The organism is Arthrobacter sp. P4_F10 (assembly GCF_056401435.1).
In genome coordinates, this window is sequence record NZ_JBFUJJ010000004.1 from 72,747 (window position 1) to 97,161 (window position 24,415).

Annotated in this window: 21 protein-coding genes and 1 tRNA gene; 5 read left to right on the forward strand and 17 right to left on the reverse strand. The window is 66.8% G+C overall.

The window, feature by feature from the left end; translation table 11 throughout:
- Nucleotides 1-49 precede the first annotated feature (49 nt).
- From AC1DR1_RS06430 to AC1DR1_RS06440, 3 genes are read right to left on the reverse strand one after another with little or no spacing between them, the layout of a single operon-like run.
- On the reverse strand, nucleotides 50-1,642 hold the full coding sequence (locus AC1DR1_RS06430; protein WP_476992345.1) for an ABC-F family ATP-binding cassette domain-containing protein: 1,593 nt from the start codon (nucleotides 1,640-1,642) through the stop codon (nucleotides 50-52).
- On the reverse strand, nucleotides 1,639-2,109 hold the full coding sequence (locus tag AC1DR1_RS06435; RefSeq protein ID WP_229995402.1) for a GatB/YqeY domain-containing protein: 471 nt from the start codon (nucleotides 2,107-2,109) through the stop codon (nucleotides 1,639-1,641). Before AC1DR1_RS06435 ends, AC1DR1_RS06430 begins: the two co-directional genes overlap by 4 nt.
- 25 nt (nucleotides 2,110-2,134) lie before the next feature.
- Nucleotides 2,135-2,506, reverse strand: coding sequence for a hypothetical protein (locus tag AC1DR1_RS06440; protein WP_364745655.1), 372 nt, complete (start codon nucleotides 2,504-2,506; stop codon nucleotides 2,135-2,137).
- A gap of 491 nt (nucleotides 2,507-2,997) precedes the next feature.
- Between AC1DR1_RS06440 and AC1DR1_RS06445 the strand changes: the two genes are divergently transcribed.
- Nucleotides 2,998-3,684, forward strand: coding sequence for a glycosyl hydrolase (locus AC1DR1_RS06445; RefSeq protein WP_476992346.1), 687 nt, complete (start codon nucleotides 2,998-3,000; stop codon nucleotides 3,682-3,684).
- Nucleotides 3,685-4,131: 447 nt separating this feature from the next.
- On the forward strand, nucleotides 4,132-4,515 hold the full coding sequence (locus tag AC1DR1_RS06450) for a hypothetical protein (protein WP_476992347.1): 384 nt from the start codon (nucleotides 4,132-4,134) through the stop codon (nucleotides 4,513-4,515).
- 115 nt (nucleotides 4,516-4,630) lie between these two features.
- Here AC1DR1_RS06450 and AC1DR1_RS06455 read toward each other — a convergent pair whose 3' ends face one another.
- From AC1DR1_RS06455 to galU, 7 genes are all read right to left on the reverse strand, one after another.
- A complete protein-coding gene (locus tag AC1DR1_RS06455) occupies nucleotides 4,631-5,269 on the reverse strand; it encodes a GNAT family N-acetyltransferase (protein WP_476992348.1) in 639 nt (212 codons plus the stop codon).
- 102 nt (nucleotides 5,270-5,371) lie between these two features.
- The gene (locus AC1DR1_RS06460; protein ID WP_476992349.1) at nucleotides 5,372-6,136 is read right to left on the reverse strand and encodes a hypothetical protein; all 765 of its coding nucleotides are present in this window, start codon (nucleotides 6,134-6,136) and stop codon (nucleotides 5,372-5,374) included.
- 775 nt (nucleotides 6,137-6,911) lie between these two features.
- Nucleotides 6,912-6,984: transfer RNA gene (locus AC1DR1_RS06465), tRNA-Ala, on the reverse strand.
- A gap of 46 nt (nucleotides 6,985-7,030) precedes the next feature.
- Entirely contained in the window at nucleotides 7,031-7,843 is an 813-nt protein-coding gene (locus AC1DR1_RS06470) for an SDR family oxidoreductase (protein ID WP_476967566.1), read from the reverse strand.
- A 109-nt stretch (nucleotides 7,844-7,952) separates the two neighbouring features.
- Nucleotides 7,953-8,948: a hypothetical protein gene (locus AC1DR1_RS06475; protein WP_476992350.1), complete on the reverse strand. Its 996-nt coding sequence runs from the start codon at nucleotides 8,946-8,948 to the stop codon at nucleotides 7,953-7,955.
- A 139-nt stretch (nucleotides 8,949-9,087) separates the two neighbouring features.
- On the reverse strand, nucleotides 9,088-9,708 hold the full coding sequence (locus AC1DR1_RS06480) for a GNAT family N-acetyltransferase (RefSeq protein ID WP_229995396.1): 621 nt from the start codon (nucleotides 9,706-9,708) through the stop codon (nucleotides 9,088-9,090).
- Between the two features lie 5 nt (nucleotides 9,709-9,713).
- Nucleotides 9,714-10,631: a UTP--glucose-1-phosphate uridylyltransferase GalU gene (gene galU / locus AC1DR1_RS06485; RefSeq protein WP_364745646.1), complete on the reverse strand. Its 918-nt coding sequence runs from the start codon at nucleotides 10,629-10,631 to the stop codon at nucleotides 9,714-9,716.
- Between the two features lie 105 nt (nucleotides 10,632-10,736).
- Here galU and AC1DR1_RS06490 point away from each other — a divergent pair, with 105 nt between their 5' ends.
- The 3 genes from AC1DR1_RS06490 (at nucleotide 10,737) to AC1DR1_RS06500 (ending at nucleotide 12,832) form a co-directional block, all read left to right on the forward strand.
- On the forward strand, nucleotides 10,737-11,360 hold the full coding sequence (locus tag AC1DR1_RS06490) for a 5-formyltetrahydrofolate cyclo-ligase (RefSeq protein WP_476992351.1): 624 nt from the start codon (nucleotides 10,737-10,739) through the stop codon (nucleotides 11,358-11,360).
- 155 nt (nucleotides 11,361-11,515) lie between these two features.
- The gene (locus tag AC1DR1_RS06495; RefSeq protein WP_364745640.1) at nucleotides 11,516-11,764 is read left to right on the forward strand and encodes an FmdB family zinc ribbon protein; all 249 of its coding nucleotides are present in this window, start codon (nucleotides 11,516-11,518) and stop codon (nucleotides 11,762-11,764) included.
- Between the two features lie 171 nt (nucleotides 11,765-11,935).
- Entirely contained in the window at nucleotides 11,936-12,832 is an 897-nt protein-coding gene (locus AC1DR1_RS06500) for an RcpC/CpaB family pilus assembly protein (RefSeq protein ID WP_364745637.1), read from the forward strand.
- A gap of 89 nt (nucleotides 12,833-12,921) precedes the next feature.
- Here AC1DR1_RS06500 and AC1DR1_RS06505 read toward each other — a convergent pair whose 3' ends face one another.
- From AC1DR1_RS06505 to AC1DR1_RS06535, 7 genes are all read right to left on the reverse strand, one after another.
- Nucleotides 12,922-17,145 carry an AAA family ATPase gene (locus tag AC1DR1_RS06505; protein ID WP_476992352.1) on the reverse strand — a complete coding sequence of 1,408 codons (4,224 nt, stop codon included), beginning with the start codon at nucleotides 17,143-17,145 and terminating at the stop codon, nucleotides 12,922-12,924.
- A gap of 296 nt (nucleotides 17,146-17,441) precedes the next feature.
- Nucleotides 17,442-19,031 carry a glutamine-hydrolyzing GMP synthase gene (gene guaA, locus AC1DR1_RS06510; RefSeq protein WP_229995994.1) on the reverse strand — a complete coding sequence of 530 codons (1,590 nt, stop codon included), beginning with the start codon at nucleotides 19,029-19,031 and terminating at the stop codon, nucleotides 17,442-17,444.
- Nucleotides 19,032-19,170: 139 nt separating this feature from the next.
- The gene (locus AC1DR1_RS06515) at nucleotides 19,171-19,680 is read right to left on the reverse strand and encodes a DUF3817 domain-containing protein (RefSeq protein WP_229995993.1); all 510 of its coding nucleotides are present in this window, start codon (nucleotides 19,678-19,680) and stop codon (nucleotides 19,171-19,173) included.
- A complete protein-coding gene (locus tag AC1DR1_RS06520; RefSeq protein ID WP_476967569.1) occupies nucleotides 19,677-20,573 on the reverse strand; it encodes an SURF1 family protein in 897 nt (298 codons plus the stop codon). The genes AC1DR1_RS06515 and AC1DR1_RS06520 overlap by 4 nt, the downstream gene beginning before the upstream one ends.
- Nucleotides 20,574-20,809: 236 nt before the next feature.
- A complete protein-coding gene (locus AC1DR1_RS06525; protein WP_229994793.1) occupies nucleotides 20,810-21,298 on the reverse strand; it encodes a PTS sugar transporter subunit IIA in 489 nt (162 codons plus the stop codon).
- 89 nt (nucleotides 21,299-21,387) lie between these two features.
- Nucleotides 21,388-23,139: a glycerol-3-phosphate dehydrogenase/oxidase gene (locus AC1DR1_RS06530; protein WP_476992353.1), complete on the reverse strand. Its 1,752-nt coding sequence runs from the start codon at nucleotides 23,137-23,139 to the stop codon at nucleotides 21,388-21,390.
- A 92-nt stretch (nucleotides 23,140-23,231) separates the two neighbouring features.
- Nucleotides 23,232-24,368: a GuaB3 family IMP dehydrogenase-related protein gene (locus AC1DR1_RS06535; RefSeq protein WP_476992354.1), complete on the reverse strand. Its 1,137-nt coding sequence runs from the start codon at nucleotides 24,366-24,368 to the stop codon at nucleotides 23,232-23,234.
- Between the last annotated feature and the right edge of the window lie 47 nt (nucleotides 24,369-24,415).

Here is a 24,415-nt window from a genome sequence, read left to right on the forward strand (position 1 = left end):
CCTGAGCCAATGCTGAGCCAACGCTGAGCAAAGGTTCATCTTGCGTTTGCTAGGCCGCGCGCACGTCGACCTCGCCGGGTTCCGCGCCGTCGCTGCCGAAGACCAGCCGACGAGTGGCGATTTTCTCGGTGAAGAACCGGTCGTGGCTGACCACGACGACCGCCCCGGGGAAGTGGAGCAGTGCCCGTTCCATCACCTGGGTGCTGGACATGTCCAGGTGGTTGGTGGGCTCGTCCAGGAGCAGCACCGAGGCACCGGACAGCAGGCACTGAGCCATGGCGACGCGGGCTTTCTGTCCGCCGGATAGGTTGCCGATCTTCTGTTTGAGGTCGGCCTCGGAGAACTGGAACATCGCGAGGAATCTGTTCACGGACTTCTTCGTGGCGCTGAAGGCGAGGCTGTCCGGCAGCGCGTTGACCGCGTGCGAAACTGTGTCGGCGTCGTCGAGCTCTTCCAGCATTTTGTTGTACGAAACAAAACCGGGCCCCTTGGCCCAGACCACATCACCGGAATCGGTCGGTTCCTCCCCGGTCAGCACTTTCAGCAGCGTGGACTTGCCACTGCCGTTGGAGCCCAGGACCACAATCCTGTTGCCACGGCGGATCTCAAAGCTGAGGTCCTCGAACAACACTTTGTCGCCATAGGATTTGCCCAGCCCCTCGACCCGGCAGAGGACATCCTTCACGTGCAGCCCGCCGTAGATCTCGGTGACGATCTGGTCGACGGGCCGGGGTGTGCGTGCCTTCTTGATCTTGGCCAGCTGGTTCCCCAGCCCGCGGCTGGCTGCCTTGGCGGCCTCGCGGCGGTCGGCGATGCCCTCCGCTTCAAAGGCGAGGAGCTCGGACTCGTGGACGAACTGCGCCTCGAGTGTTTTGAGCCGGAACTGCTTCTGGACAACGTACTCGGCGAAGTTTCCCGGGTATTCGTGCAGATGGAAGTTCTCCACCTCGATAATCCGGTTGACCACCGCATCGAGGAACTTCCGGTCGTGCGAGACGATGATCGCGGCACCGCGGTAGTCGCGGAACCAGTTTTCCAGCCATTCGACGCCGGCCACGTCGAGGTAGTTGGTGGGTTCGTCCAGCAGCAATACGTCCGGACCCTCCAACAGGATCTTGGCCAAGGCAGCGCGATTGCGCCACCCGCCGGAGAGTTCGTCAATCGCGCACGTGCGGTGCGCCTCGCTGAACCCCAGCGTGGTCAGGACGGTGTCGATGCGTCGTTTGTAGTCCCACCCGTCGAGACGGTCCATGTCCTCGAACAGCTCGGACTGACGCCGGATCAGCCGGTCCAGCTCTGCTTCGGCGGGGTCTGCCGCAATGGCGGCGTCGATGCCTGCCAGTTCGGCCTCGGCAGCCTTGATCTGGACGAACAGTCCGTCAAGGACCTCGAGGATGGTCGCCTCGCCGTCCAGCTCGGAAAACTGGGAGAAATACCCCACCCTGGTTCCCTGCTCCACGGTGACCGTTCCGGTGTCCGGGGACACCTGGTCCAGGATGAGCTTGAGTATGGAGGTCTTCCCCGAGCCGTTTTTGCCGATCAGGCCCACCCGGTCCCCGGGTTCCAAGCGGAAGAACGCCTCGCGAAGGATCTGTGTGTTGTCGAAACGGACGCCGACGTCGTGCAGCCGGATCAGGCTCATTGCTGCGCGAGACGGTTGCGGACGATTTCGCTGACGGCTTTGCCGTCAAAACGTCCGGCCACCGTGGCGGTGACGGGCTTCATCACTGCTCCCAGCTGACGCAGGGACAGCTCGACCCCGTCGGCCTTGAGCGCCGCGATGGTCTCGTCCACGATCGTCTCGACTTCGGCTGCGGTGAGTGGCTTGGGCAGGTAGGCTTCGATCACCTCGGCCTCGGCGATCTCTGCAGCGGCACGCTCGGCTTCGCCGGCTTCGGTGTAGATGCGGGCGGTGTCGCGGCGCTTGGCGGCTTCCTTCTGCAGGAGGGCGGTCACCTGTGCGTCGTCCAGCACGATTGGCGTCTTACCCGATTTCTCGCGGGTTTCGATCTCGCCCAGGACGTTGCGCACAGTGGTGAGGGCAACCTTGTTGCGGTCCTTCATGTGGCTCACGACGTCGGCGTGCAGGCGTTCTTTCAGGGTGGTCATAGTTCTCCTCGTGTTATTAACAAGGCTAGCGGCAGAACCCGTTGGCCCCGATCGCCGAGAGTACCCGCTGCGCGTCCTCGTCCGAGACGGCCGGGACGTCGCCGCCGGTGAACTCCGCTTTTGCGGCGGCGATGAGCTGGTCTTCCGGCGACTGCCCCAGAAGGCGGCCGCAGAGCCTGCGGGCCTTATCGACTGCCGTATCGCTTGGCAGCCGGGGGTCAATCGCGGCGAGCGAGGCCAGGAGGGCTTCCTGCTCGGCCGCGTCCGGTTTGGGAAGCGACGCCGGCAGGCCCGCGGACGCGCTCCCGGCGGACGGCTCGGGATTCGGCGAGGCGGAGCAGGCTGCGGTCAGCAGAAGCGTCAGCAGGGCAATCGCGATCACGATCATGTTCTTCATGGTTGGTGGCCTCGTCTGCACTGGGTTTCTGCACTGGGATTCTGCTGTGGATGTCTGCAGTGGATTTCTGCTGGTTTGCCGTTGATTTGCGTTTTGGGTTCCGCCGCGCAGATGGCTGCGCCGGCGCGGCCACGGCGCCGATCACGCATGTTCACACCATCTCATGAAAACTCTTTTGCCCCGCACGCGAAGCCGCCGGTATTGCGACACGTTGCGGCTGTTCCAAATGCCGAGAGAGTGGCGTAGCGTGATCTTGGTCACATCCGGTTGAGGATTGGTATCGGCCCGCTTCGCTTCGGAAGAAGGAATCCATGGATCGCCGGACATTTCTCACTGCAATGCTGGCTGCCCCGGCTGCGGCCGGGGCCAGTTTCGCCGCCACACCCCCAGGACCGGTTCCGGCCCCATCCGCACCATCCCTTGCCCGGACGGCCATCTCTGCCCCAAGGGCTCTTAAAGGCGCCGCCCACGGCGGAGACGATGCGTTGGCATTGAGACAAATCCGGAGCCTCAACGCCAACTGGTACTACTCCTGGGGATCCGCGTATACCGTCACGACCAACCCGGCCTTTGTCCCGATGGTGTGGAGCGCGAATGCTTTGCTCCGAAAGGACGCCCTTGGCGACGTGGCCAGGCAACTTCCCCAGACGAGGACCAGACACCTCCTCGCTTTCAACGAGCCGGACCACCCTGGCCAAGCCAGCATGTCTGTCGATGAGGCCATCCGGTTGTGGCCCCACCTTCAGTCCACCGGCCTGCGGCTGGGATCTCCGGCCACTGTCGGTGTCAGGAGCCCGTGGCTGGAGCAGTTCATGGCCAGGGCGCGGCAGGCGAATCTCCGGGTCGATTTCATGACGATGCATTCCTACGGCTCGCCGAACCCAGAGAGCTTCCTCGCAAAAGTTTGGTACTTGCATCACAGGTATAGAAGGCCGGTCTGGGTTACCGAATTTGCGGTTGCGGACTGGTCGGCAACCCCGGCACATCCGTCCAGGTACACGACCCGCGAGATCGCATACTTCATGCAGGTTGCGGTAGCCGGCATGCGTGCGATGCCCTTCGTCGAACGGTTTGCGTGGAAATCCAGGGAACCCAGCGACCCTGCCATGGGCCCGTCAGCCCTCTACGAAACGAACGGCCAGCTGACATCACTCGGCCGGCTCTACGCTTCGCTGTGACCGGAGGGTACCGCGGCTACTTGTCCGTGCTGTCCTGTTCATCCTTACGGGTGGGAAGCACCAGAAGGGCGTCGCCGACGGGACGTTCCGCGCCGCCCGAGGGGATATTCAGAACGGCTCCTCCGGCAACAGCCGGTGGGCAAGCTGCCGGTTGGAAGAGCCGGTGAGCGGACCGTCAAGGGCGGCATCCACGCCGGGGCGCCCACCGGGAGACCACGGACACCGGTGGCCGCGGTGATGGCGCGCGAGCGCCGAAACCACGCCGCGCCCGCCTCGTCGCCTGACACTGTCCGGGCTGCGGCTTAGGCTGATCGCATGCCGCCAACGCCTGCCCCGACTCCAGTTCCAGTTGAAGTCCTTCTCCACTCAAGTCCGGCCGAGTGGTGGCAGATCGTTGCCGCGCTTGCCCCTATTGCGGTACTCATAGCGGCGGCAGTTGGAGCGCTTATGGCCTGGCAGACACTGCGCCAGAAGGCCATCTCCGACGACCGGGCCGAGTGGTGGAAACGGACACAATGGGCACTGGAACGTGCCCTGGACGAGGACGAGGACATCAAAGCCCTAGGGCTGGCAGCGCTGGATGTGCTCGCCGGCAGCGAGCTGGCACGGAACGAAGAGCTTGAACTCCTGGACATCGCGTGGAAGTCCGTGAACGGGCTTGCGGAAATAACGGACGGCGGGCCGCTCGTTTCCGCGAAGGCTTCCCACAAAGCGCCCGTCCCGCAGCACCGGGTTCAGGTCACCGCCGCAAGGCTGCGCGCCAGACTCGACATGCGCCTCGGACGGCCGACACCTCCCGGCACCACGGCCCTCGCCAAGGAAGAGCTCTAGCGGCCGCCGGCCCTGTTCGGCGTTGGCGCCCGGCCGCCCGAGGCTCTGACGGCCGACCAACAGGTCATCCAGCAGGCCTGACAACCAGTCGCCACGGCAGCCCCCGCGAGTTAGGTCACGTGCCACCGGGGCCCACCGGCCAGTCCTCGAGTGGCAGCACGAGGATGATGGCCGCGCAGACGCACTCGGCGCCGCACTCGGGGCACAGGTAACCGCCCGCCTTCTGGTCGTCCGCCCAGAAGGCCGCAATGGTGGCCATCTGCGCGAATCCGGCCCGTTCCAGCATCCCGAGAGAAGATTGCTGTGGATCGGCCGAGACCCACGACGCGGACACAACATAGCGGCAACCGCAGGCCTTCAGAAAATCGAGACTGGCCGCAAGCATGGTGGTACCGAGGCCCATCCCGCGGGCTGCGGGCAAGACGACAATGGACTTCAGCTCACCGACCTGGTGCCCGTCCAGGCTGGCCTCGACGCCGGCACCGCTCAGAAGGTCCTGCAGCGCATTGACGTCTTCCCGGCCCAGGAGGCGGGCCGTGGCCGCGCCGAAGAGCTGGCCGGGCCGGTTGCGGGCGCGGATGAGGACTCCCCCGTGGCCTGCCGTGAGTTCAGCCAGCTCGGAAGGGCGGATGAATCCAGAGCCCAGGGATTCGTTGAGGAGCGCCGCCGCTTCGATGGCCACGGCGGGTCCCGGTGCGCCGACGTGCAGATTGACGTCCGACGCCGTCCGGGTCCTGATCGCTGTGGATGTCATGTTGCTCCTCTTTTCACGGGGGTAATCATGCACCATGGCGTCGCCTGGAGCATGCAAGACGACCCCGACGGTGCCAGGTCGGAACGCCGGGATCTGATCCGGCTACGCGTATTTCAGGCTGAGCAGCATCGTTTTGAGCTGGGCGTACCGTCCGGTGTCCATCCAGGCTTTCGCGGCGGCCGTCGTTGGAAAGGCCAGTGTGGACGGCGAATCAGTGAGGACGACGTAAGCGTTCATGACCCTGTCGGGCAGCGCGATCTGGTTGGACCCGGAGCTGCCGTCATGTGCCAGGAACTCGTGAGCTTCCCGGACATCCATGAAGTAGTGGAGACCGCCCGCCAGGTCCTCATCGTAGGCAAAGCCGAACTGCGCGGTTTCCCCTGACTTGTCCGTGATTCCTGACACGGGGCTGTGGTCCAGGACGGTCCGCTTGGCCGGACCCGCGGCGCCGTCGCCGTACTTACCGCTGTAAACGCGGGCCAATTCTGCGCCCGACTCGTCCGAGATGGTCGCCTCGAAGGAGATCTTCTGCTCTTCAGCGTTGTTTACCGGACCGGGCTTGACCGTGACCGTCCAGCCGGCCGGGTGGGTGAAGGAAATGTGGCCGTCCGGAAACGTGAACGTCTGCATCGGTGCAGACTGTCGGGTCTCCGGAGCAGGCGCCGCCGCCGTCTCACTGACTGCCGGGGTGAGGGTTGCCGCTGTTGTGGCTGCGGCACTGGGCGAGGGCTCCACAGTAGTGGCCGGCGCGCTCAGAGACGTGGCGTTCGGCTCCGTGCTCGCCTGCGGGACGGCGCACGCCGCGGCAGTGAGCAGGACCCCCGTCAGTGCCGCGGTGAACAGCAGGCCGGTGATGCGTGAATTCAAGTTGTCCCCCAAGAGAAATGCGGGCTGCGGAGTCCGGTCCGGAGCGCGTCGATCATTGACCCTCTCATGCGTTAATCATGCGTCGGTTTTGGCCTGTCCGTCGCGACGTTCGCCGGGGGTGGCGGGCTTCACCGCGGATGTTTCCGTCACGACGATCCCTTATCTTCCGGCTCAGGTCGTTCCGGGAAAGTTCTGGACACTGGATTTCAAAGATTCCAGCTCCGCCAGGTCCTCATCCGTGGGTTCGGTCCGGTCGATGTCGAATGACAGGGCAGCACCAGGGACCACGGCGGTCGGAGCCGCGGGCTTGTCATGACCGGGCCATCTTCGGCCGACCCGTTGGCCTGGACGACTCTCGATCCGTGAGGGGTCAACTGGAACGCAGGGCCTCCGTCAATCCTGATGTCCCAATAGCCTCCCCCGAAGTACCGGAAAGTGCCCCGCTCCCCCTCCAGACCCCGGGCTGCCGAAAAGTCGGTAGCGAATCGGCCGGCAAGAAAAACCGGATCGGCGCCGGCCATGAGATTGATGAGCTGCCTGTTGTTCGCGATCATCGTCACTCTCCCCCAAGAGTACGGAAGCTGCTGGCAATCGCCGCGGCTTTGCCGCTAACCTAGCACGCGAAATCGACCCGGGGGCGGCTTCCTTGACAATAACTTGTTGACGTATTCGGTTCCGGTGACGGCACCGCACCTTTCGGCGAGGCGCTCTTAGTGATTTCACCTGGCAAAGTGCTTATTTCATCATTCAAGGGTTCAAAAACCCCTGCAAACTGTGGAGCTAAGGAGATTCGAACTCCTGACCTCTTCGATGCGAACGAAGCGCTCTACCAACTGAGCTATAGCCCCGAAGCAACGCCGGTCCTGAGGGAACGGCGTTGCCGGTGTCCCTAGGCTACAAACTATCTGCGCTGTTTTCCAGCCAGCCCCGGAATGTCTCGTTGCCGTGTCGCGCCTCCGGCACCAGGTTTAGCCCCTCGCGCAAATAGCGGCCCGTCGCGCCGGGCAGCGGTAGGCGCACCAGTTGGCCCTTGACGCCCGTGGCCCGCTGCCACTCCCGGGCAAAGTCGGCCATGTCCTTGGATTCCGGGCCGCCGAGGTTCAGCACCCGGTGCCGCGGTCCCGCAGCTGGAACCGGCCCCCGTTCCAGTGCGGTTTCCAGGAGCACCGCGGCCGCGTCGGCCGGCGACACCGGCTGGAACCGGGCGCCTCGCACCACGGGGATGATCCGCACTCTCGAGCCGGCGCCGAACATCATTGCCAGCAACGAATGAAACTGGGTGGCCCGGACCACCACTGTCTCCAGTCCGGACAGCTCGTAGACGTGTTCTTTGGCAGCCTTCGACCGGTAGAAGGCTGCCTTACTGCGACCACAGTTCACGATGGACAGCATGACGGCCCTCGCCGTACCCCCATCCCGAGCGGCGGCCAGAAGACGCGCGCCGCCGTCGGCGAAGTTCTTGCGCGCCGTCCCGGAGCGTCCCTCCAGGCAATCGATCACGACGTCGGCACCGGCCAGGGCGGCCGCGACACCTTCTCCCGTCGTCACGTCCGCGCGGAAGTATTCCGCGCCGCTGATGTTGGCGGCAGTGCCGGCCGCCGGCTGGTTGCGGCTGAGGACGGCCACCGAGTGCCCGGCATCGACAGCCCTGCGCACCACTTCACGGCCTACTTGGCCGGTTCCGCCGGCGACACAGATCCTTGTCATGACCCGAGGCTACCGCAACGAAGCCCGCCCGCGACGCCCCGGGGAAATGAAAACCCCGGGCAGCCATCGCTGGCTGCCCGGGGCGAAATCTCCGGAGGAACGGAGCGGATCAGGCGCGTCGCCGCTGGAGGACATCGTCCAGGTTGCTCAAAGCACTCTGGGCCTTGCTGAGCTGCTTTGACTCGGAATCGTCCGCGGCCCGCGGATCGGATGCGGCCGGCCGCGCGCCCTGCTTGAGAGACGGCTTCCCGACGGCTTTCGGCGCTTCAGGCAGGTCGAGCGGCATGGGGGCTGCGCGTTCGGCCTTCGCCGCTTCGACGTAGGTGGGCTTGGGAACATCGACGGGCTCCCAGCTGGAGCCCTCCGCGGCCGCCGCAGTTTCGGCTGCCAAAGCCGCCGAGGTATCCCCCGAGGCTGCCGCTTCGGCGAGGGCGGCCTGGCGGAGCTCCAGTGCGGTCAACGGCTTCGGTGCAGGCTTGGGAGTGACCCGGTCCGCCTCGGCGTCGAAGAGCGGGCTTTCCGGCCGGGCAGCGGGACGGCCGGCAGGAAGGGCGGGGACCTGTTCGGGCGCGGAAGGCCGCGCAGTAGTGCGTTCCGGGCTGCCCATGGCGGCACGGAATGCGGCGTTCATCTTCCGCCGGCGGTCGCGGACAGCGAGGCGGCGGAGCAGCGCCACGGCGGCGACGGCGCCCAGCAGGGCCGTCACGGGGAGCCAGCCGGAACCAATACCGAAAAGTCGAAGGGCCGCGGATACCACTCCTGTGAGGAGGGCCAGGAGGCCGGCTACCGCCAGCACCAGCCGTCCCCAACGAATCCGGAACGCCGGGGAGGCCGCTGCAGAATTCGGGTTCCTTCCGGCCGCCGCCCCGCTACTTGGACCATGGCCTGCGGTGCCGCCGGCCGGTACTGCGCGCTGGGTGCTGGTCATGGGTTTCTCCTGCTGCGCTGTCATTTTCATAACCTTCCCCGCATGTGGATCTGCTGGTTCCATGTCCATGACGTCCGCCAGGAATTCGCCTGCAGGCTGCAGCTGGTGGCGCCCGTTCCGGAGAACGTAAGGCGCCACCCACACGATCCAGAGCGCAACAGCAATGACAAGGATCACAGAGCTGCTAAGAGGGAAGTCCACACTCAAAACCGTATGAGGTATATGGGGTGCTGCCCCGCATTGTCAGGGGTGTGTCGCGCGCGCCGGCCAGTGGCCGGCGCCGGGGCACCGTGGATGGTCAGGCGGCGTCACAGGTTCAGGCCTGGCGCGTCCTCAGCCACCGTGCGAGGAGGCCTTCCGGCACTTCCTCAGCCGTGAGCGCGAAGGTCCGGTGGTCCGCCCATTCGCCGTTGATGTGCAGGAACCTGGGCCGGAATCCCTCGTCGCGAAACCCAAGTTTCTCCACCACCCGCAGGCTCGGCGCGTTCTCCGGCCTGATGTTGATCTCCATGCGGTGCAGCCCAAGGGTGCCAAAGCAATAGTCCGTTGCCATGGCCACGGCGGTCGGGGCGATTCCCCGCCCGGCCCGTTCCTTGTCGACCCAATAGCCAAGCGTCGCCATCATGGCCGATCCCCACACGATCGAGGACACAGTCAACTGCCCCACGATCACCGGTGCCTGGTGGCCGGGCGTCCATTCCGCGATCACGAAGGGCAGGGCAGTGGCCTGCGCGGCCTGGGCCTTGAGCGAACGCACCATCTGCCGGTAGTCCGGCAGGCCGCCGCCGGGGACCGGGTTTGACGCCTCCCAGGGGGCCAGCCACTCGCAGTTACGGGACCGGAGTGCTGTCCACTCCTTGCGGTCCCGGTACCGGATCGGGCGCAACACGATCTCGCCACTCTCCAGGGTCACCGGCCAGGTGAAGCTGCCCCCCACGGGAGTTACTTTGCGAGGCTGGGGGCCAGGCTGGACGCGAAGCCGGGCAGCCATTCGCGCAGACCCGGGCCGAGGTCCTCACTGTCGCAGGCGAGCTGTACGCAGGCCTTGAGGTAGCTGAGCTTGTCGCCGGTGTCGTAGCGGCGGCCGCGGAAGACGACGCCGTACACGCCGTAGCCCTCGCCGGTGCCGGCCGAGAGCTCCTGCAGCGCGTCCGTGAGCTGGATTTCTCCGCCACGGCCGGGCGCGGTGCGCTCAAGCACTTCAAAGACGGCCGGGTGCAACACGTAGCGGCCAATCACGGCGAGGTTGGACGGGGCGTCCTCGACGTCGGGCTTCTCCACGAGCTGATTGACGCGGACGTAGTCCTCACCAACGATTGCCTCAACGTCGGCGCAGCCGTAGGCACTGATCTGGGACGGATCCACCTCGATCAGGGCGATCACCGACCCGCCGGTCTTGGCCTGGACTTCGATCATGGTGCTGAGCAGCTCATCGCGGGCATCGATGAGGTCATCGCCCAGGAGGACGGCGAACGGCTCCTGCCCGACGTGCTGCTTGGCCCGGAGGACGGCGTGGCCAAGGCCCATGGGATCGCCCTGGCGGACATAGTGAATGTCCCCTAGGTTGCTGGCGGCCTGGATGGACTCGAGCTTCGCCGTGTCACCCTTCGCCTTGAGGGTGGACTCCAGCGCCGGGACGCGGTCGAAGTGGTCCTCCAACGCCCGCTTGTTGCGGCCCGTGATCATCAGGATGTCGTTCAGGCCAACATTCACGGCCTCCTCAACGACGTACTGGATGGCCGGCTTGTCAACTACAGGCAGCATTTCCTTGGGCATGGCCTTAGTGGCCGGAAGAAACCTGGTACCAAGGCCCGCGGCGGGGATGACGGCCTTACGGACGGAAGCGTTCAGTGTATTCACTCGACTAATCTAACGGAGGGACCAATCATTGCGTAATTTTTATTCGAACCGCCCGGCAGGCCCTCCCGACACCTGGCGGCCGGAAGAGGCAGAGGACAGGCCAGCTTGGCGTCTAAAGAGGAAATACGCTCCAGCCACAGGGCGAAGCGTTCCGCACTCCCGCCGGCCGCACAGGATGCTGCCGCGGCGGGCATCGCCCGCCACGGGCTCGAGTGGGCCTCCGGGCAGGCCCGCGGCCGCCAAGGCATCTTCGCGGTGTACCTCGGTGTGGGCGCCGAACCGCCCACGCTGCCGCTGTTGACGGCCCTGACCGTTGCCGGGCACCGGGTGCTGCTTCCGGTGTGCGAACCCGATATCTCGCTCAGCTGGGTGTATTGGACTCCGCAGTCCGGGTTTGTACGCAGCCGATACGCCCCCATCCAGGAGCCTGTCGGAGAACGCCACAGCACCGCCGTAATGCGCGACGCCACGGCAGTCATCCTCCCGGCCACCGCCGTGGATTTCTCGGGCAACCGCATCGGACAAGGCGGCGGCTACTACGACAAGTTCCTTGCCGCCCTGGCCGCCATGTCCCCCGCGTCCGGCGCAGCGTCCGACGCTGTCGCGTTGCCGACTGCGGCCGTCGTCTATGACACGGAGGTGCTGCCCGCGGGCAGCATTCCCGCCGAGTCGTTCGACCGGAAGGTCGACGTGGCGCTGACCCCGGGCGGGATCATCCGGCTCGGCTGATGCCGCCCCGGCTGATGTGGGTTCCTGCCAAGGTGATAGAATTGGCACTCAGGCCCTGCGACTGCTAAGGGCGGAACCGGTCGATAGGCATATCGGCAGTGATTCCGGCTCGGCAGCACGGGACCTGCTCGTTTGCCCCAGAGTGAGGATTTCCAGTGCCCACGTATGCATACGCCTGCAAGGACTGCAGCCATGCCTTCGAGATCGTGCAGTCGTTCAGCGACAACTCCCTGACGTCCTGCCCCGAGTGCCAGGGCACGCTGCGCAAGAAGTTCAACAGCGTCGGCGTAGTGTTCAAGGGCTCCGGCTTCTACCGGACCGATTCCCGCGACGCCAAGGGCAGCACGGTTTCCCCGGCTCCTGCAGCTCCTGCGGCCACCCCCGCACCCGCCCCCGCGCTCTAGCAGGACACCCGCCTGCTTAGGGCGGGCCCGTCAGACGCCGGCCTGTTCGGCGCCGGCCCGTCAGGTGGGCCTCTGCTGGCTGAGTCAGCGTAATCCTTGGGCCGGTGGCCATTGTCCACATAGGCGGTTCTGCGGCTCCCGTCGATGCTCCCGGGTCCGTAGCGTGACGGCATGGCCCTTTCACTCAGCGCGGTTTCCCCGCCTTGGCCCTGGACGTCATCCACCCCTTCGTCCGGGGCACCCTCCACGGCGTCGTCCCTGCCGTCCCTCCCCACGCCCGTCGAAGGCTCCGGCCGCTGGGCACGCGCCGGGATCCGCGCCGCCAACCTTCCCGCCGCCACGTTGTCCGCGGCGGGCCGCCCGTTCCGGAGCCGGGGCCCGGCGAAGACCCGCCGGCAACGGCCTCCCGGCCGCCGTCCGTCACGGCGCCGCCTGCGCGGCTGGATGAACGGGAACCGGCGACTTATCGCGGCCCTCCTGTTCTGCATCCCGGCCGGCCTCACGGTTCAGCAGCTAGCTCCCGCGCCCACTGCCACGGTGGTTGCTTTCGCCGCAGCGGCGGATCTTCCCGCCGGAAAGACCCTGGAACCCGGCGATGTCAGCAGCATCAGTGTCCCGCCGGGCCTCGTGCCTGCCGGCAACCCCGGCAGCGAGACCGCGTTCGAGGGAAAACAACTGGCCGCACCGCTGCGCCAGGGCCAACTCCTCACCGATGCCCAGATCCTTGGCCCGGGCCTGCTCGCGGGAAGCCCGCCCGGCTCTGCGGCCGTGCCGCTCAGGATGGCGGATCCGGCCTCCATCCAGCTGGTCTCCCCCGGGCAGCTCGTCAACGTGGTGCTCACCGGCGGCAACGGCTTTGACCAACCCGGCGAAAGCCAAATCCTGGCCGAAGCCGTTCCGGTGCTCTGGACGTCAGTGCAGGGCGGCAATGCTTCGCCGTGGCCCGCCACCGCGGAGACGGACGGGCTGATAGTCGTGGCAGCGGCGGCCGACCAGGCACGCAGACTGGCGGGCGCCTCTACCCAAGGCAAGCTGTTCTTCGTCCTTGTGGCGGCCGCGCCGGGCTAGGCCTGGGCAGCGCGCCGCGCTGGGCCCCGGGCAGCCCGTCCGCCGGGTGATGCCGGCACCGCAGGCTCCGCGGTGCCGGCCACACAACGTCAGCCCCAGTGCGGTGGCTTCTGCTCCTGGAGCCATGCGTCGTGATCGTAATTGTCAGGCTGGTCACCCCAGCGCCGGGGGTCATCTTCCGCCGCCTTGTTCGGCAGCACGCCTTCGGGGACCGTGGCCGGCGCCTCCGAACGGCGGGACGGCTCCTTCGCCGTTTCCTGGTCCGGCCCGTCACCGGTCAACTCGCCGGACTTCGGCTCAGCGGTCTTGGGCTCAGCGGTCTTGGGCTCAGTGGCGCTGGTCGCGTCGTCCCTCTTGGCGCCGGTGTTGTCTCGGATGTCGCCGTCCGCACTCATGCCGCCGGCCTCCTTACTGCCTGAATTGCCTGTCATTCCTGTTGCTGGTTCCTGCCGGCGGTAGTCCTGGCCCGCAGTTCCGCGGCCTCGAAATACCTGCCCCGCGGGTTCGTCCGCCACGTGGTACTCAGCGGCCCGCGCCTGGTCAATCGCCAGGTGGTCGATGTCGTCATCGAAGAACCCGTGCGATGTCCGGAGCCGGCCGGACACGGCAGGTTTCTCCAACCCGAGGTAGCCGCCAATCCGATCGGCACAGGCCGAGGGATCTGTGAAGACCTCTATGGTCCATAGTGGCATGTAGCGCCAGCCAAGCCGCTCCAGGAGCTGCGGCCGGAGCCTGCTGCGTTCCCGGACGCTCATCCGCCGGTAGTGGCCGGTGCCATCTGACTCGATTGCTACCGGACGGGGAATATCAGCATCGTCCTGGCCGATCGTGGTCATCGGATCGGCGGCCGCCACCATGTTCAGGACGCCGTCGTACTGGTGCCATACCCGTGCCCCACGTGCCCGGAGCCGGTCGCCCAGGTCGGCCACGAGCGGATCGGCGCCGAGCGCCTGCTCGCTGGCCGCGGCCCGGGACGCGGGGCTGCCAAGATCTGTATTGCCCGCGATCTCACGGTCCAGCAGTTCATAGAAGTCCACGGCGCCGTGGCTGAGGCGGCTGACATCGAGGTCTTCGGGGCGGAAGCAACTGAGCACGTGCAGGGACCGGCGGGCTCGCGTCATCGCCAGCGCGAATTTGGCCCGGCCGCCGTCGGCGGAGAGCGGCCCGAGGCTGTGGAGGGTGCGCCCATGCGGGGTGCGGCCATAGCCCGGGGAAAAAATGACGTGGTCGCGGACCAGGCCCTGGGCCCGTTCCAGATCCACCACGCGGAAGGACTCGTCCCCCGCCGTGAAGAAGCTGCCGAGCATAGGGTAGTTGGGCAGCTGCGCCCTGATGGCCTCGCCGATTCGGGCGGCGTGGCGAAGGCTGCCGGTCACCACGGCCAGCGAGGTCCGCGGCCGGAGCCGGGCGTGCTCGAAGACGAGCTCCACCGCACGGTTCACCTCGGCAACAACCGATTCAACGCCGTCGTGGTCAGCGCTGGGCAGCCCCGTGCCGTCGGGCAGGTACTCCACGCTGAGGGTGCGGTCAAGGCCCGTGGCGGATTGCCCCTCAGGGAGCCGGGAAAGTTCCCCGGCGTAGAAACCCTTGCTGAGCTGGCGCACCAGGTCTTCATCGACCGCACGGTACACGGTCCTCAGGTTCCAGACCGGAAGCACAGCGGAGAGTGCCCGGTACGAGCTCTCAACGCTTTGGGAGGAGCTCTCCCCGGCCGCGAGCCGTTCGACGCCCACGGTAAAGGTCCGGGGGCTGGCGACCTGTTCGTCGCCGAAGGCGATGACCTGCCGGGACCGGGCGATGGCCGGAAGGACTGCCTGCAGCGAAGTCGTCTCCGCGTCGAGGATCACGACGGCGTCGAAGGTCTGCTCGATCGGCAGGAGGCCCGTCAGGAGATAGGGGCTGACGGACCATACCGGGACAAGGGTGGGCAGCAGCTCCTGCGCCTGGCCGCTCAGGGCTGCCAGGGTCACCCGGCCGTCCTTGAGCAGGCTGCGCAACAGCTCGGCCTGGCGGGGGTACGCCGCGATTGCCGTACGCCACCGCTCGGACAGGTTCCACCGCAGCCGGGCAGCACCACTGGCGATATGGGCATTGTCCGCGAGCCGGTACTCCGCCTCAAGCTGGCGCAGGGCGTCGCCGTCGGACATGGCGAGGTAGTCATCGCCGCTGATCATGGCTTCCAGGGCCGACTGCCACCAGGCCAGCTCCAGCTCGGCGGTCACCGACCCCTCCGGAACCTCGCGCTCTGCAAGGTCAGCGAGGAGCTCGCCGAGGCCGTGCTCACGCATGCTTTCGACCAGCAGGGTGCGCTCGGGCAGGGTTTCCAGGGTCGCGGTGTCGGCGACGAGCCGCCGCACCCGGGGCAGGAGTTCATCGTACGGCGCGCGATCCACATCGCCGCCGGCGGCGGTGTGCTTGACCGCCTGGCCGAGTTCAGCCAGTTCCGCTGCGAGCTCCCGGTACAGGCCCGTGATTTCGCCCAGCCCGGACGGCACGGCCGGGTGCCGCTGCGTGGTGGCGTAGCCGGACCAGGCGGCGCGCTGCTCCTGCACGAGGACCAGGGAACTGTGCAGGTCCGCGATGTGCACGCCGGGCCGGACATATTCCTTGGCCACCCGGCGCAGGCGCGAGCGCTGCATGGACGGCATCTCGATCCCGCGTTCCCGGCGCCAGGCGGAGGACGCCGTGGCGGAGATCAGGTCATGGACCGGCCGGTCAAAGATGTCGGGAGTGAACTTGTCCAGGCTTTCGCGGACGGCCACGAGAAGTTCGATCTGCTCGCCCCATTCGGCGAACGTCCCGCCGAGCCGGATCTCTGCGTGTTCCGCCACGGCGTCCATGCGCCCGCGCAGCAAGGGCAGTTTCTCCGCCACGGACTGGGCAACGTTCTGCGCTTCCTGCGTTTCCTTGCGGGTGAGCAGACGCGCGCCGTGCCAGGGGCTGGTGGTCGACGCGCGGCTGAAGCTGCCGAGCTCGGCGGCGCGGCGGAGCCGGCCGGCGAGCTCCTCGCGGTCCCGGATGTTGTCCAGCACGCTGCGCTTGAGCCGGACCGTCGTGGCCGGCGCCGGCTGGATGGAGGTCAGTTCTGCCAGCGACTGCATGGCCTCGTACGGCGAGCAGCCCCAGCGGGCCCGGACATTGTGCAGGGATGCGACGTGGTCCATCAGGGCGTGGCGGTGCCCGGTCAGTGTGGCGTGCAGGTTGCTCAGCTGCGGCTGGAGAGACTTCTCGTTGCGGACGATCGCCCGGACCAGCTGGCCCTTGAGCTGCAGCGGGCTGGCGTTGCCGGTGAGCTGCAAGAGCACCGAATCCAGGCCAAGGCCGTCCAGCTGCGCGGAGATCTCGGCGAGGCTGGCACGCCGGTCACCCACCACCAGGACGGACTTGCCCTCGTCCACGAGGGCGCCGATGGTGTTGATGACGGTTTGGGTCTGGCCGGTGCCCGGCGGGCTGCTGACCACCAGCGAGTCACCCGCCCGGACGGCGTCGATGACATACTGCTGGTCCGTGTCGGCGTCGAGCAGCAAAAGCTCCTCGGCCGGGTCCCGCTCATCCGTACTGGGGAAGCGGCCGGGCTCAAGCGCGGGCACGTCGACCCGTTCGCCGGAACCGGACCGTGCCAGCGCGGTGACAAGGGGGTTGTTCTGGTTGATCCACGGATCATCCAGGTTGCCGGAGAGGTCCGCAAAGGTGGAGACGAGCAGGTTGTGCTCGACTTCCGCGCCGTGGATCGGCTGGACCAGGGTGCCAAGACGGTCCAGAACCGGCTGGGGGTCATAACGGGCCGTGCTGTACGCCATCCGCGTGACCGCGTTGACGTCAAAGACGATCCCATGGACTGACTTGAGGTGCCGAACCAGCGCCGGGTTGATCTGCGCCTGTTCCGTCAGTTGAAGTTCGTAGTCGTCCTCGCCGGGGCGCACCGTGAGGGAAATGGCGGTGAGCATGACCGGGGCCGAGATCCGTTGCGGCTTACCCCCGACTGCGGACGTCCAGACGACCGTGCCGGCGGAGAAATACCCCGCGTCGATGCCGCGGTCATTGGCGAGTTCGAAAATCTTGGAGCGCAGGTTCCGCGATGCCCTGGCCGCAACAACATACTGCTGGCGGTCGCGGATCAACGTCGAGAGCCGGGTGCGCCGGCCTGCCATCAGCTGGGCAAGCCCGGACGGATGGGCATGGGTCAGGTCGATCGAGCCTTCAGGCGTTTTGGTGAAGCGCAGCATGGTATCTGCTCCGGTGACGGGCTTGAGCTCCGACAGCCATTTCCTGAACTCCTCGGAGCCCTCGGGGTGGCCTTGACCAACTGACACTGCTGCCTTCTTTTCTGTGCTCGATTTCTCTGCGCCGGACCGTGGCGGGCTCGACTCTAGCGCGTTCGACGTATCAACGCTCGTCTGTGTTGCGTCCGCGCTTTCCCTGGCCGCGTTGTGGGTGCTCGCGGTTGTCTGGCTGGCGCGGGACGCCTTGGACCATACCGGCATGCTTTCGAGGGTAGCCCGAATCCCCGGCACGTGCGGGGCCGCAACACTGGGCGGTGCGAAATTCGGCTCGAATTGTCAGGAACAAAATGAAATGGCCGGCCTCGAAAGGCCGGCCATTCACATTGCTATTCCCACTCGATGGTTCCCGGCGGCTTGCTGGTCACATCCAGCACCACGCGGTTGACGCCGTCCACCTCGTTCGTGATCCGGTTGGAAATCCGGGCCAGGAGATCGTAGGGCAGCCGCGACCAGTCGGCGGTCATGGCGTCCTCGGAAGACACCGGGCGCAGGACAATGGGGTGTCCGTAGGTGCGGCCGTCGCCCTGGACGCCGACACTGCGGACGTCCGCCAGCAGCACCACGGGCATCTGCCACACTTCGTCATCCAGTCCGGCGGCGGTCAGCTCGGCGCGGGCGATCGCGTCGGCCTTGCGGAGCAGGTCCAGGCGTTCCTTGGTGACATCGCCGACGATCCTGATGCCGAGGCCCGGTCCGGGGAAGGGCTGGCGTCCGACGATTTCCTGCGGCAGGCCGAGCTGCGCGCCCACGGCGCGGACCTCGTCCTTGAACAGGGCGCGCAGCGGTTCAACGAGTTCAAACTGCAGGTCCTCGGGCAGCCCGCCCACGTTGTGGTGGCTCTTGATGTTGGCCGCACCTTCGCCGCCGCCGGATTCGACGACGTCGGGGTACAGGGTGCCCTGGACGAGGAACTTGATCTTTTCACCGTGCGCCGCGGCTTCGGCGATGATCGCCAGTTCGGCTTCCTCGAAGGCGCGGATGAATTCGCGGCCGATGATCTTGCGCTTGGTCTCGGGATCGCTGACGCCGGCAAGTGCGTTCAGGAAGCGCTCCTGCTCGTTGGCGACATAGAGCTTGACGCCGGTGGCGGCCACGAAGTCACGTTCGACCTGTTCGGCCTCGCCCTCGCGCAACAGCCCGTGGTCTACGAAAACGCAGGTCAGCTGGTCGCCGACTGCGCGCTGGACCAGGGCGGCGGCCACTGCCGAGTCGACGCCGCCGGAAAGGCCGCAGATGACCTTGGAGTCGCCGATCTGTTCGCGGATGCGCTGGACCTGTTCTTCCAGAATATTGCCGGTGGTCCAGTTCGGTTCCAGCCCCGCGCCCCTGAAGAGGAAGTTTTCCAGGACCTGCTGGCCGTAGGCCGAGTGCTTGACCTCGGGGTGCCACTGGACACCGTAAAGGCGCTTGTCCTCGTTGGCGAACGCGGCGACGTCGGCGCCCGCCGTCGTCGCGAGGACCTCAAAGCCCTCGGGGGCTTCATGGACGGAGTCGCCGTGGCTCATCCAGGTGCTCTGGTGCTGGGGCATGCCGGCCAGGATGGAGCGGCCCTCCCCCAGGGTGGTGGTCTCGGTGGCGCCGTATTCGCGGAGCCCCGTCTGGGCCACCTTGCCGCCGAGGGCGTTGGCCATGGCCTGGAAGCCGTAGCAGATGCCGAAGACCGGGACACCGGCCTCGAAGAGGTCAGCGCCGACGCTGGGCGCGCCGTCGGCGTAGACGCTCGAGGGGCCGCCCGAGAGGATGATCGCGGAGGGGTTCTTAGCCAGCAGCTGCTCGGTGCTGTAGGTATGCGGAACCACTTCCGAATACACATTCGCTTCCCGGACGCGGCGGGCAATCAGCTGCGCGTACTGGGCACCGTAGTCAACAACCAGAACGGGCCTGTGGGACGTCTGGGATGCAGAGGGAGTAGTCACCCCACTAGCCTACTTTGCGCCGCTGCCCGCCCGCACATTGAGAAGCCGGCGCGGGCCCCGAATCGAGGGCGGAGGTAAGCGAACTCACACGCCCGACGGCGGCTGCCGGCGTCGTGACGCTGTTTAGAGCCGCCGGGGTTCAGTACCGCTGGGGTGCCTGCGGGTTGGCGGCGAGTTCGGCCTCGACCTCCGCGTGGAACTTCTTCTCAACGAAGAAGGACAGGAACGGCACCACGCCGCCCAAGGCCATAACCACCAGCTTGGTGAACGGCCAGCGCATGAGGGACCACAGCCGGAAGTTGGAAATGAGGTACACGACGTACATCCAGCCGTGCACGATCAGGACCGCGACGGAGAGGTTGACGCCCCCGATCACCCCTGGCGGCTCGGCGTCGGCAAATCCGAGGCCGAACGGCTGGCCGGTGATGGCGTTGGTGCCGCCGGCGTAGAGGTACTGCCCGAAGCCGTACCGGGCGACCAGTTCGGCACACAGCAGCAGCAGCATCGAACCTGTCAGGTAGGCGAGCACCTTGTAGAACTTCAGGGCGGACCGGATTTGGGCCTCGGTGCCGCCGAAGCGGCGCTTCTTGCCGGTTTTCCCCGTGCCGTTGGTTGTCTGCGGCTGGATGGCGGGCTGGGGCTCGATCATGATTGCACTCTCGGGTCTGTGGGGTGGGGGGCTGTGGGATGCGGGTCGGTGGCCTGTTCGGCCGTGTGTTGGGCCGTGGGGTGTTGGGCCGGTGGTTCGTCCCCGGCGAGTTCCTCGTCGAGCTCGTCTTCGAGGTCCCGGCGGTAGTCGTCCTTGACGAGCCGCCACCAGATGAACAACGCGAAGCCGGCGAAGACCACCCATTCCACGGAATAGAAGAGGTTTAGCCAGTTGACCTGCTGCACGGGCGGCTGCGGGCCGATCCGGAGGGGTTTGACGTCGCCGGTGGCTGAGGCCCCGACGTCGGTGCCGCCGGCCAGTTCGGTGCTCGCCGCGACAAAGCCCGGGTAGCTGCTGATGTTCCAGTCGTTGATGAGTTCGGCGACTGAGACGGCGCTGGCGCGGCCGGGCCCGGGATCGGTTTGCGGCAGCGGGGACTCGGACGGAAGGAGCCGTCCGGTCAGTTCGATGGTGCCCGGCGGCGGCGCCACGGCGTCCGCGGGATCCGCGACCCAGCCGCGCGCGACCGGAATCCAGGTCTGCGGCGTGGCCCCGCGGCCCAACAGGGCCGGGGCATCCTTGACGGCGAAAGCGGAAACGATCCAGTAGCCCTTCGCCCCGTCGTTGAGCCGTCCCGGGACCAAGACCTGCTTCTGGGGGTCGTAGCTGCCGGTGGCGGAGACCATCTGGTCAGCCACCGATCCGGGGAAGAACCCCCCGGGTTGCAGGACCGAGGTGAGCGGGCGCGTCTCCTCTGTTGTGGTGGAGACTGGGGCTTCCGCCTGCGTTGAACGGCCAAACTGCCACTGGCTGAGCAGCACAAAGACCCCGGAAATGGCGATCGCGAACACGAGTCCTGCGATCCAGCGGGGTTTGAGGGCAGTTTTCAGCACCTCTTAACCGTACTTCGTCCCTGTGTAGAACAGCGAAACGGGGCAGCAGTTGGGCCTGACCAGAGTGGGGCAGCCGGGTCCCTGCGTGGCGACGGAGTCGACACGAAAGGCCCTGCCCAGAGTGGGGCAGCCGGGTCCCTGCGTGGCGACGGAGTCGACACGAAAGGCCTGCCCAGAGTGGGGCAGCCGGGTCCCTGCGTGGCGACGGAGTCGACACGAAAGGGCCTGCCCCAATCTCAGTGGTCGAAGAACACCAGGCTGGAATTGATGAGTTCGGCGATCACTTCAGCGTCGTAGGCGCGGCGCAGCGACTCGCGGAAGGACTCCTTCGACAGTGAGCGTGCCAGCGTCGCAAGCACTTCGAGGTGATCGGAAAAGGAACTCGCCGGAGTGGCGATGAGCAGAATCACAGTGGCCGGGCCGTCCGCCGCCCCGAAGTCCAGCGCCCTGCCGTACTTCGTGATGCCGACAGCGATGGAGGTCTGGGAGACCAGCTCGCTGCGGGCATGCGGCAGCCCCACGCCGCCGGGCAGGCCGGTGGCGAGCTGGTGCTCCCTGGCATTGACCTGTTGGAGGAATCCCTCGAGATCGGAAATTCGTCCGGCCGCATGCATGCGTTCGGCGAGCTGGGAAGTGGCGTCGAGCTTGTCCGTGGCATCCATTTCGAGGATCACCATCTCGGGCGTGGTGAGCTCGGCGTCGTACCGGTCCAGTGGTTCCGCCAAGAGATGTCCCTTCGAAGTGGCGTCAGTGCACGCCGGCCGGCAGTCCAATGACTAGCGTTGTAATCTCCACTGCCGGCCGGTGCTGCGTCTCAGCGCAGGGGCACGATGTCCTCCACGCCCAGCCGTGCGGCGTCGGCGGATTCATCGTCCGGCTGCTGCTGGCTCAGGCGCTCGGCATCAACCCGGGCCAGATAGTGCTTGATTTCGCCCTCGCGCTGCGCATCACTCCAGCCGAGAACGTCTCCCATTAGTTTAGCGACTACCGGGGCGGCGGACACACCGCGGTCCCACGCCTCAATCGAAATCCGGGTGCGGCGGGTCAGGACGTCCTGGACATGCCGGGCGCCCTCGTGAGTGGCCGCGTAGACGGCTTCGGCGGCCAGATAGTCGTCCGCGCCCGGCAGGGGCTCGGCCAGTTCCGGGCTGCCGGCGATGATCGCCAGCACCTCCGGAGCCATGGCACCGTAGCGGTTGAGCAGGTGTTCGATCCGGGCCACGTGGACGCCGGTCTCCTCCGCCATCCGGTTCCGCTGGTTCCATGCGGCCTTGAAGCCGCTCGCCCCCAGCAGGGGGATGGACTCCGTGCAGCTGGGCGGGACGCGCTCGTCCATGCTGCGCGTTGCCTCGTCGACGGCATCCTTGGCCATCACCCGGTAGGTGGTCCACTTGCCGCCTGCCACCACCACGAGACCCGGCACGGGGTGGGCCACCACGTGTTCCCGGGAGAGCTTCGCGGTGGAATCGCTTTCCCCGGCCAGCAGCGGGCGCAGCCCCGCGTAGACGCCCTCGACGTCCTCGCGGGTCAGCGGGCGCTTGAGGACCTTGTTGACGTGCTCCAGCAGGTAGTCGATGTCCTTGGAGGAGGCCGCCGGGTGGGCCTTGTCGAGGTGCCAGTCGGTATCCGTGGTCCCGATGATCCAGTGCCTGCCCCAGGGGATCACGAACAGGACGGATTTCTCGGTCCGCAGGATCAGCCCCACCGTGGACTGGATCCGGTCGCGGGGCACTACCAGGTGGATGCCTTTGGAGGCCCGCACCTTGAGTTGCCCGCGGTCTGTCACCATGGCCTGCGTTTCGTCGGTCCAGACTCCGGTGGCGTTGATGACCTGCTTGGCCCGGATGTTGAAGCTGGAGCCGTCCTCGTGGTTGACCACCTTGGCGCCGACCACGCGCTCGCCTTCGCGCACGAAGTCCACCACCGACATCTGGTTGACCGCGTGGGCGCCGTAGTGCGCCGCGGTGCGCACGAGGTTGGCGACGTACTTGGCGTCGTCGACTTGCCCGTCGTAGTAGCGGATGGACCCGACGAAGGCGTCGTCCTTGAGGCTGGGGGCGGCGCGCAGGGTTCCGCGCCGAGTCAGGTGTTTGTGGAAGGGGACGCCGCGGCTGTGCCCGCCGGTGATGGACATCGCGTCGTACAGGGCGATTCCGGCGCCGACGTAGGGCCGTTCCAGGAACGGCTTGTGGAGCGGGTACAGGAACGGGACCGGCCGGGCCAGGTGCGGTGCCAGCACGGAGAGAATGAGGCCGCGTTCGTGCAGTGCCTCCTTGACCAGGCCGAAGTCGAGCATTTCGAGGTACCGGAGGCCACCATGGATGAGCTTCGAGGAACGCGACGACGTCCCCGCGGCCCAGTCATTCGCCTCTACGATGCCTACGGTGAGCCCGCGGGTGACGGCGTCGAGGGCGGCGCCGGCGCCCACGATGCCTCCGCCCACGATCAGGATGTCGAGTTCTTTGCCGGGGGCGGTGCTGCCCCTGAGCACAGTGATTGAAGCCTCGCGTTCCGCAGGCCCAAGGGCACCTCCGGCCACGGCAGAACCGCCGGCAAAACTGTTCATGTCACGCCTCCATCCGGATCAAACCTCGTAGGGCACCAGACTACGTCCAAGTTTCCCGGATGGGCAGGGCCAAACAAAGGCCGGTGTGGCGTTCAGTTTCCGGCGTACGGCGAGACGACGACGTCGACGCGCTGGAATTCCTTCAGGTCCGAGTAGCCGGTGGTTGCCATGGAACGGCGCAGCGCCCCGATGAGGTTGGAGGTGCCGTTGGTGTGGTGTCCCGGCCCAAACAGGACCTCTTCGAGCGGCCCCACTGTCCCGACGTTGACCCTGTCGCCGCGGGGCAGTTCGACGTGGTGGGCTTCCTGGCCCCAGTGCCAGCCCTTGCCGGGGGCCTCGTCGGCGCGGGCCAAGGCGCTGCCCAGCATCACGGCGTCGGCGCCCATGGCGATGGCCTTGACGATGTCACCGGAGGATCCCATGCCGCCGTCGGCGATCACATGGACGTAGCGTCCGCCGGACTCGTCCATGTAGTCGCGGCGGGCGGCCGCGACATCGGAGATGGCCGAGGCCATCGGCGAGTGGATGCCCAGGGCGCGGCGGGTGGTGGTGGTGGCTCCGCCGCCGAAGCCGACCAGCACGCCGGCGGCACCGGTGCGCATCAGGTGCAGGGCCGGGGTGTAGCCGGCCGCTCCGCCGACGATTACGGGGACGTCGAGCTCGTAGATGAACTGCTTGAGGTTCAGCGGCTCGTGGTCCTTGGAGACGTGCTCTGCCGAGACGGTGGTTCCGCGGATGACGAAGATGTCGACGCCGGCGGCCACCACGGTCTTATAGTGCTCCTGCGTCCGCTGCGGGGTCAGGGAGCCGGCCACCGTAATACCGGCGGCGCGGATCTCGGCGAGGCGCGAGGTGATCAGCTCGGGCTGGATCGGCGCCTGGTAGAGCTCCTGCATGCGGCGGGTGACGGCGGGACTGTTGGTCTCGTCCGCGAGGCCCCCGATCTCGTCCAGCACGGACTGCGGGTTCTCGTACCTGGTCCACAGGCCTTCGAGGTCGAGCACGCCGAGTCCGCCGAGGCGGCCCAGGGCGATGACGGTTTCCGGCGACATGGCCGAATCCATCGGCGCCGCGATGACCGGCATGTCGAACTTGTAGGCATCGATCTGCCAGGAGACGGAGACGTCCTTGGGGTCACGTGTGCGCCGGTTGGGGACGATCGCAATGTCATCCAGGGAGTAGGCACGACGCCCACGCTTGCCTCGGCCAATCTCAATCTCGTAAGTCACTGCTCTAGGTTATCCCAGCCGACGCGGGGCGCCGCTTCGGCGTACTG

Bases quoted from the DNA above. Each gene is read 5' to 3' on its own strand.
- AC1DR1_RS06500 (WP_364745637.1), top strand. From the start codon at position 11,936: ATGGCCCTTTCACTCAGCGCGGTTTCCCCGCCTTGGCCCTGGACGTCA.
- AC1DR1_RS06430 (WP_476992345.1), bottom strand. From the start codon at position 1,642: ATGAGCCTGATCCGGCTGCACGACGTCGGCGTCCGTTTCGACAACACA.
- AC1DR1_RS06450 (WP_476992347.1), top strand. From the start codon at position 4,132: ATGGCCTGGCAGACACTGCGCCAGAAGGCCATCTCCGACGACCGGGCC.
- AC1DR1_RS06515 (WP_229995993.1), bottom strand. From the start codon at position 19,680: ATGATCGAGCCCCAGCCCGCCATCCAGCCGCAGACAACCAACGGCACG.
- AC1DR1_RS06530 (WP_476992353.1), bottom strand. From the start codon at position 23,139: ATGAACAGTTTTGCCGGCGGTTCTGCCGTGGCCGGAGGTGCCCTTGGG.
- AC1DR1_RS06470 (WP_476967566.1), bottom strand. From the start codon at position 7,843: ATGACAAGGATCTGTGTCGCCGGCGGAACCGGCCAAGTAGGCCGTGAA.
- AC1DR1_RS06440 (WP_364745655.1), bottom strand. From the start codon at position 2,506: ATGAAGAACATGATCGTGATCGCGATTGCCCTGCTGACGCTTCTGCTG.
- AC1DR1_RS06455 (WP_476992348.1), bottom strand. From the start codon at position 5,269: ATGACATCCACAGCGATCAGGACCCGGACGGCGTCGGACGTCAATCTG.
- AC1DR1_RS06435 (WP_229995402.1), bottom strand. From the start codon at position 2,109: ATGACCACCCTGAAAGAACGCCTGCACGCCGACGTCGTGAGCCACATG.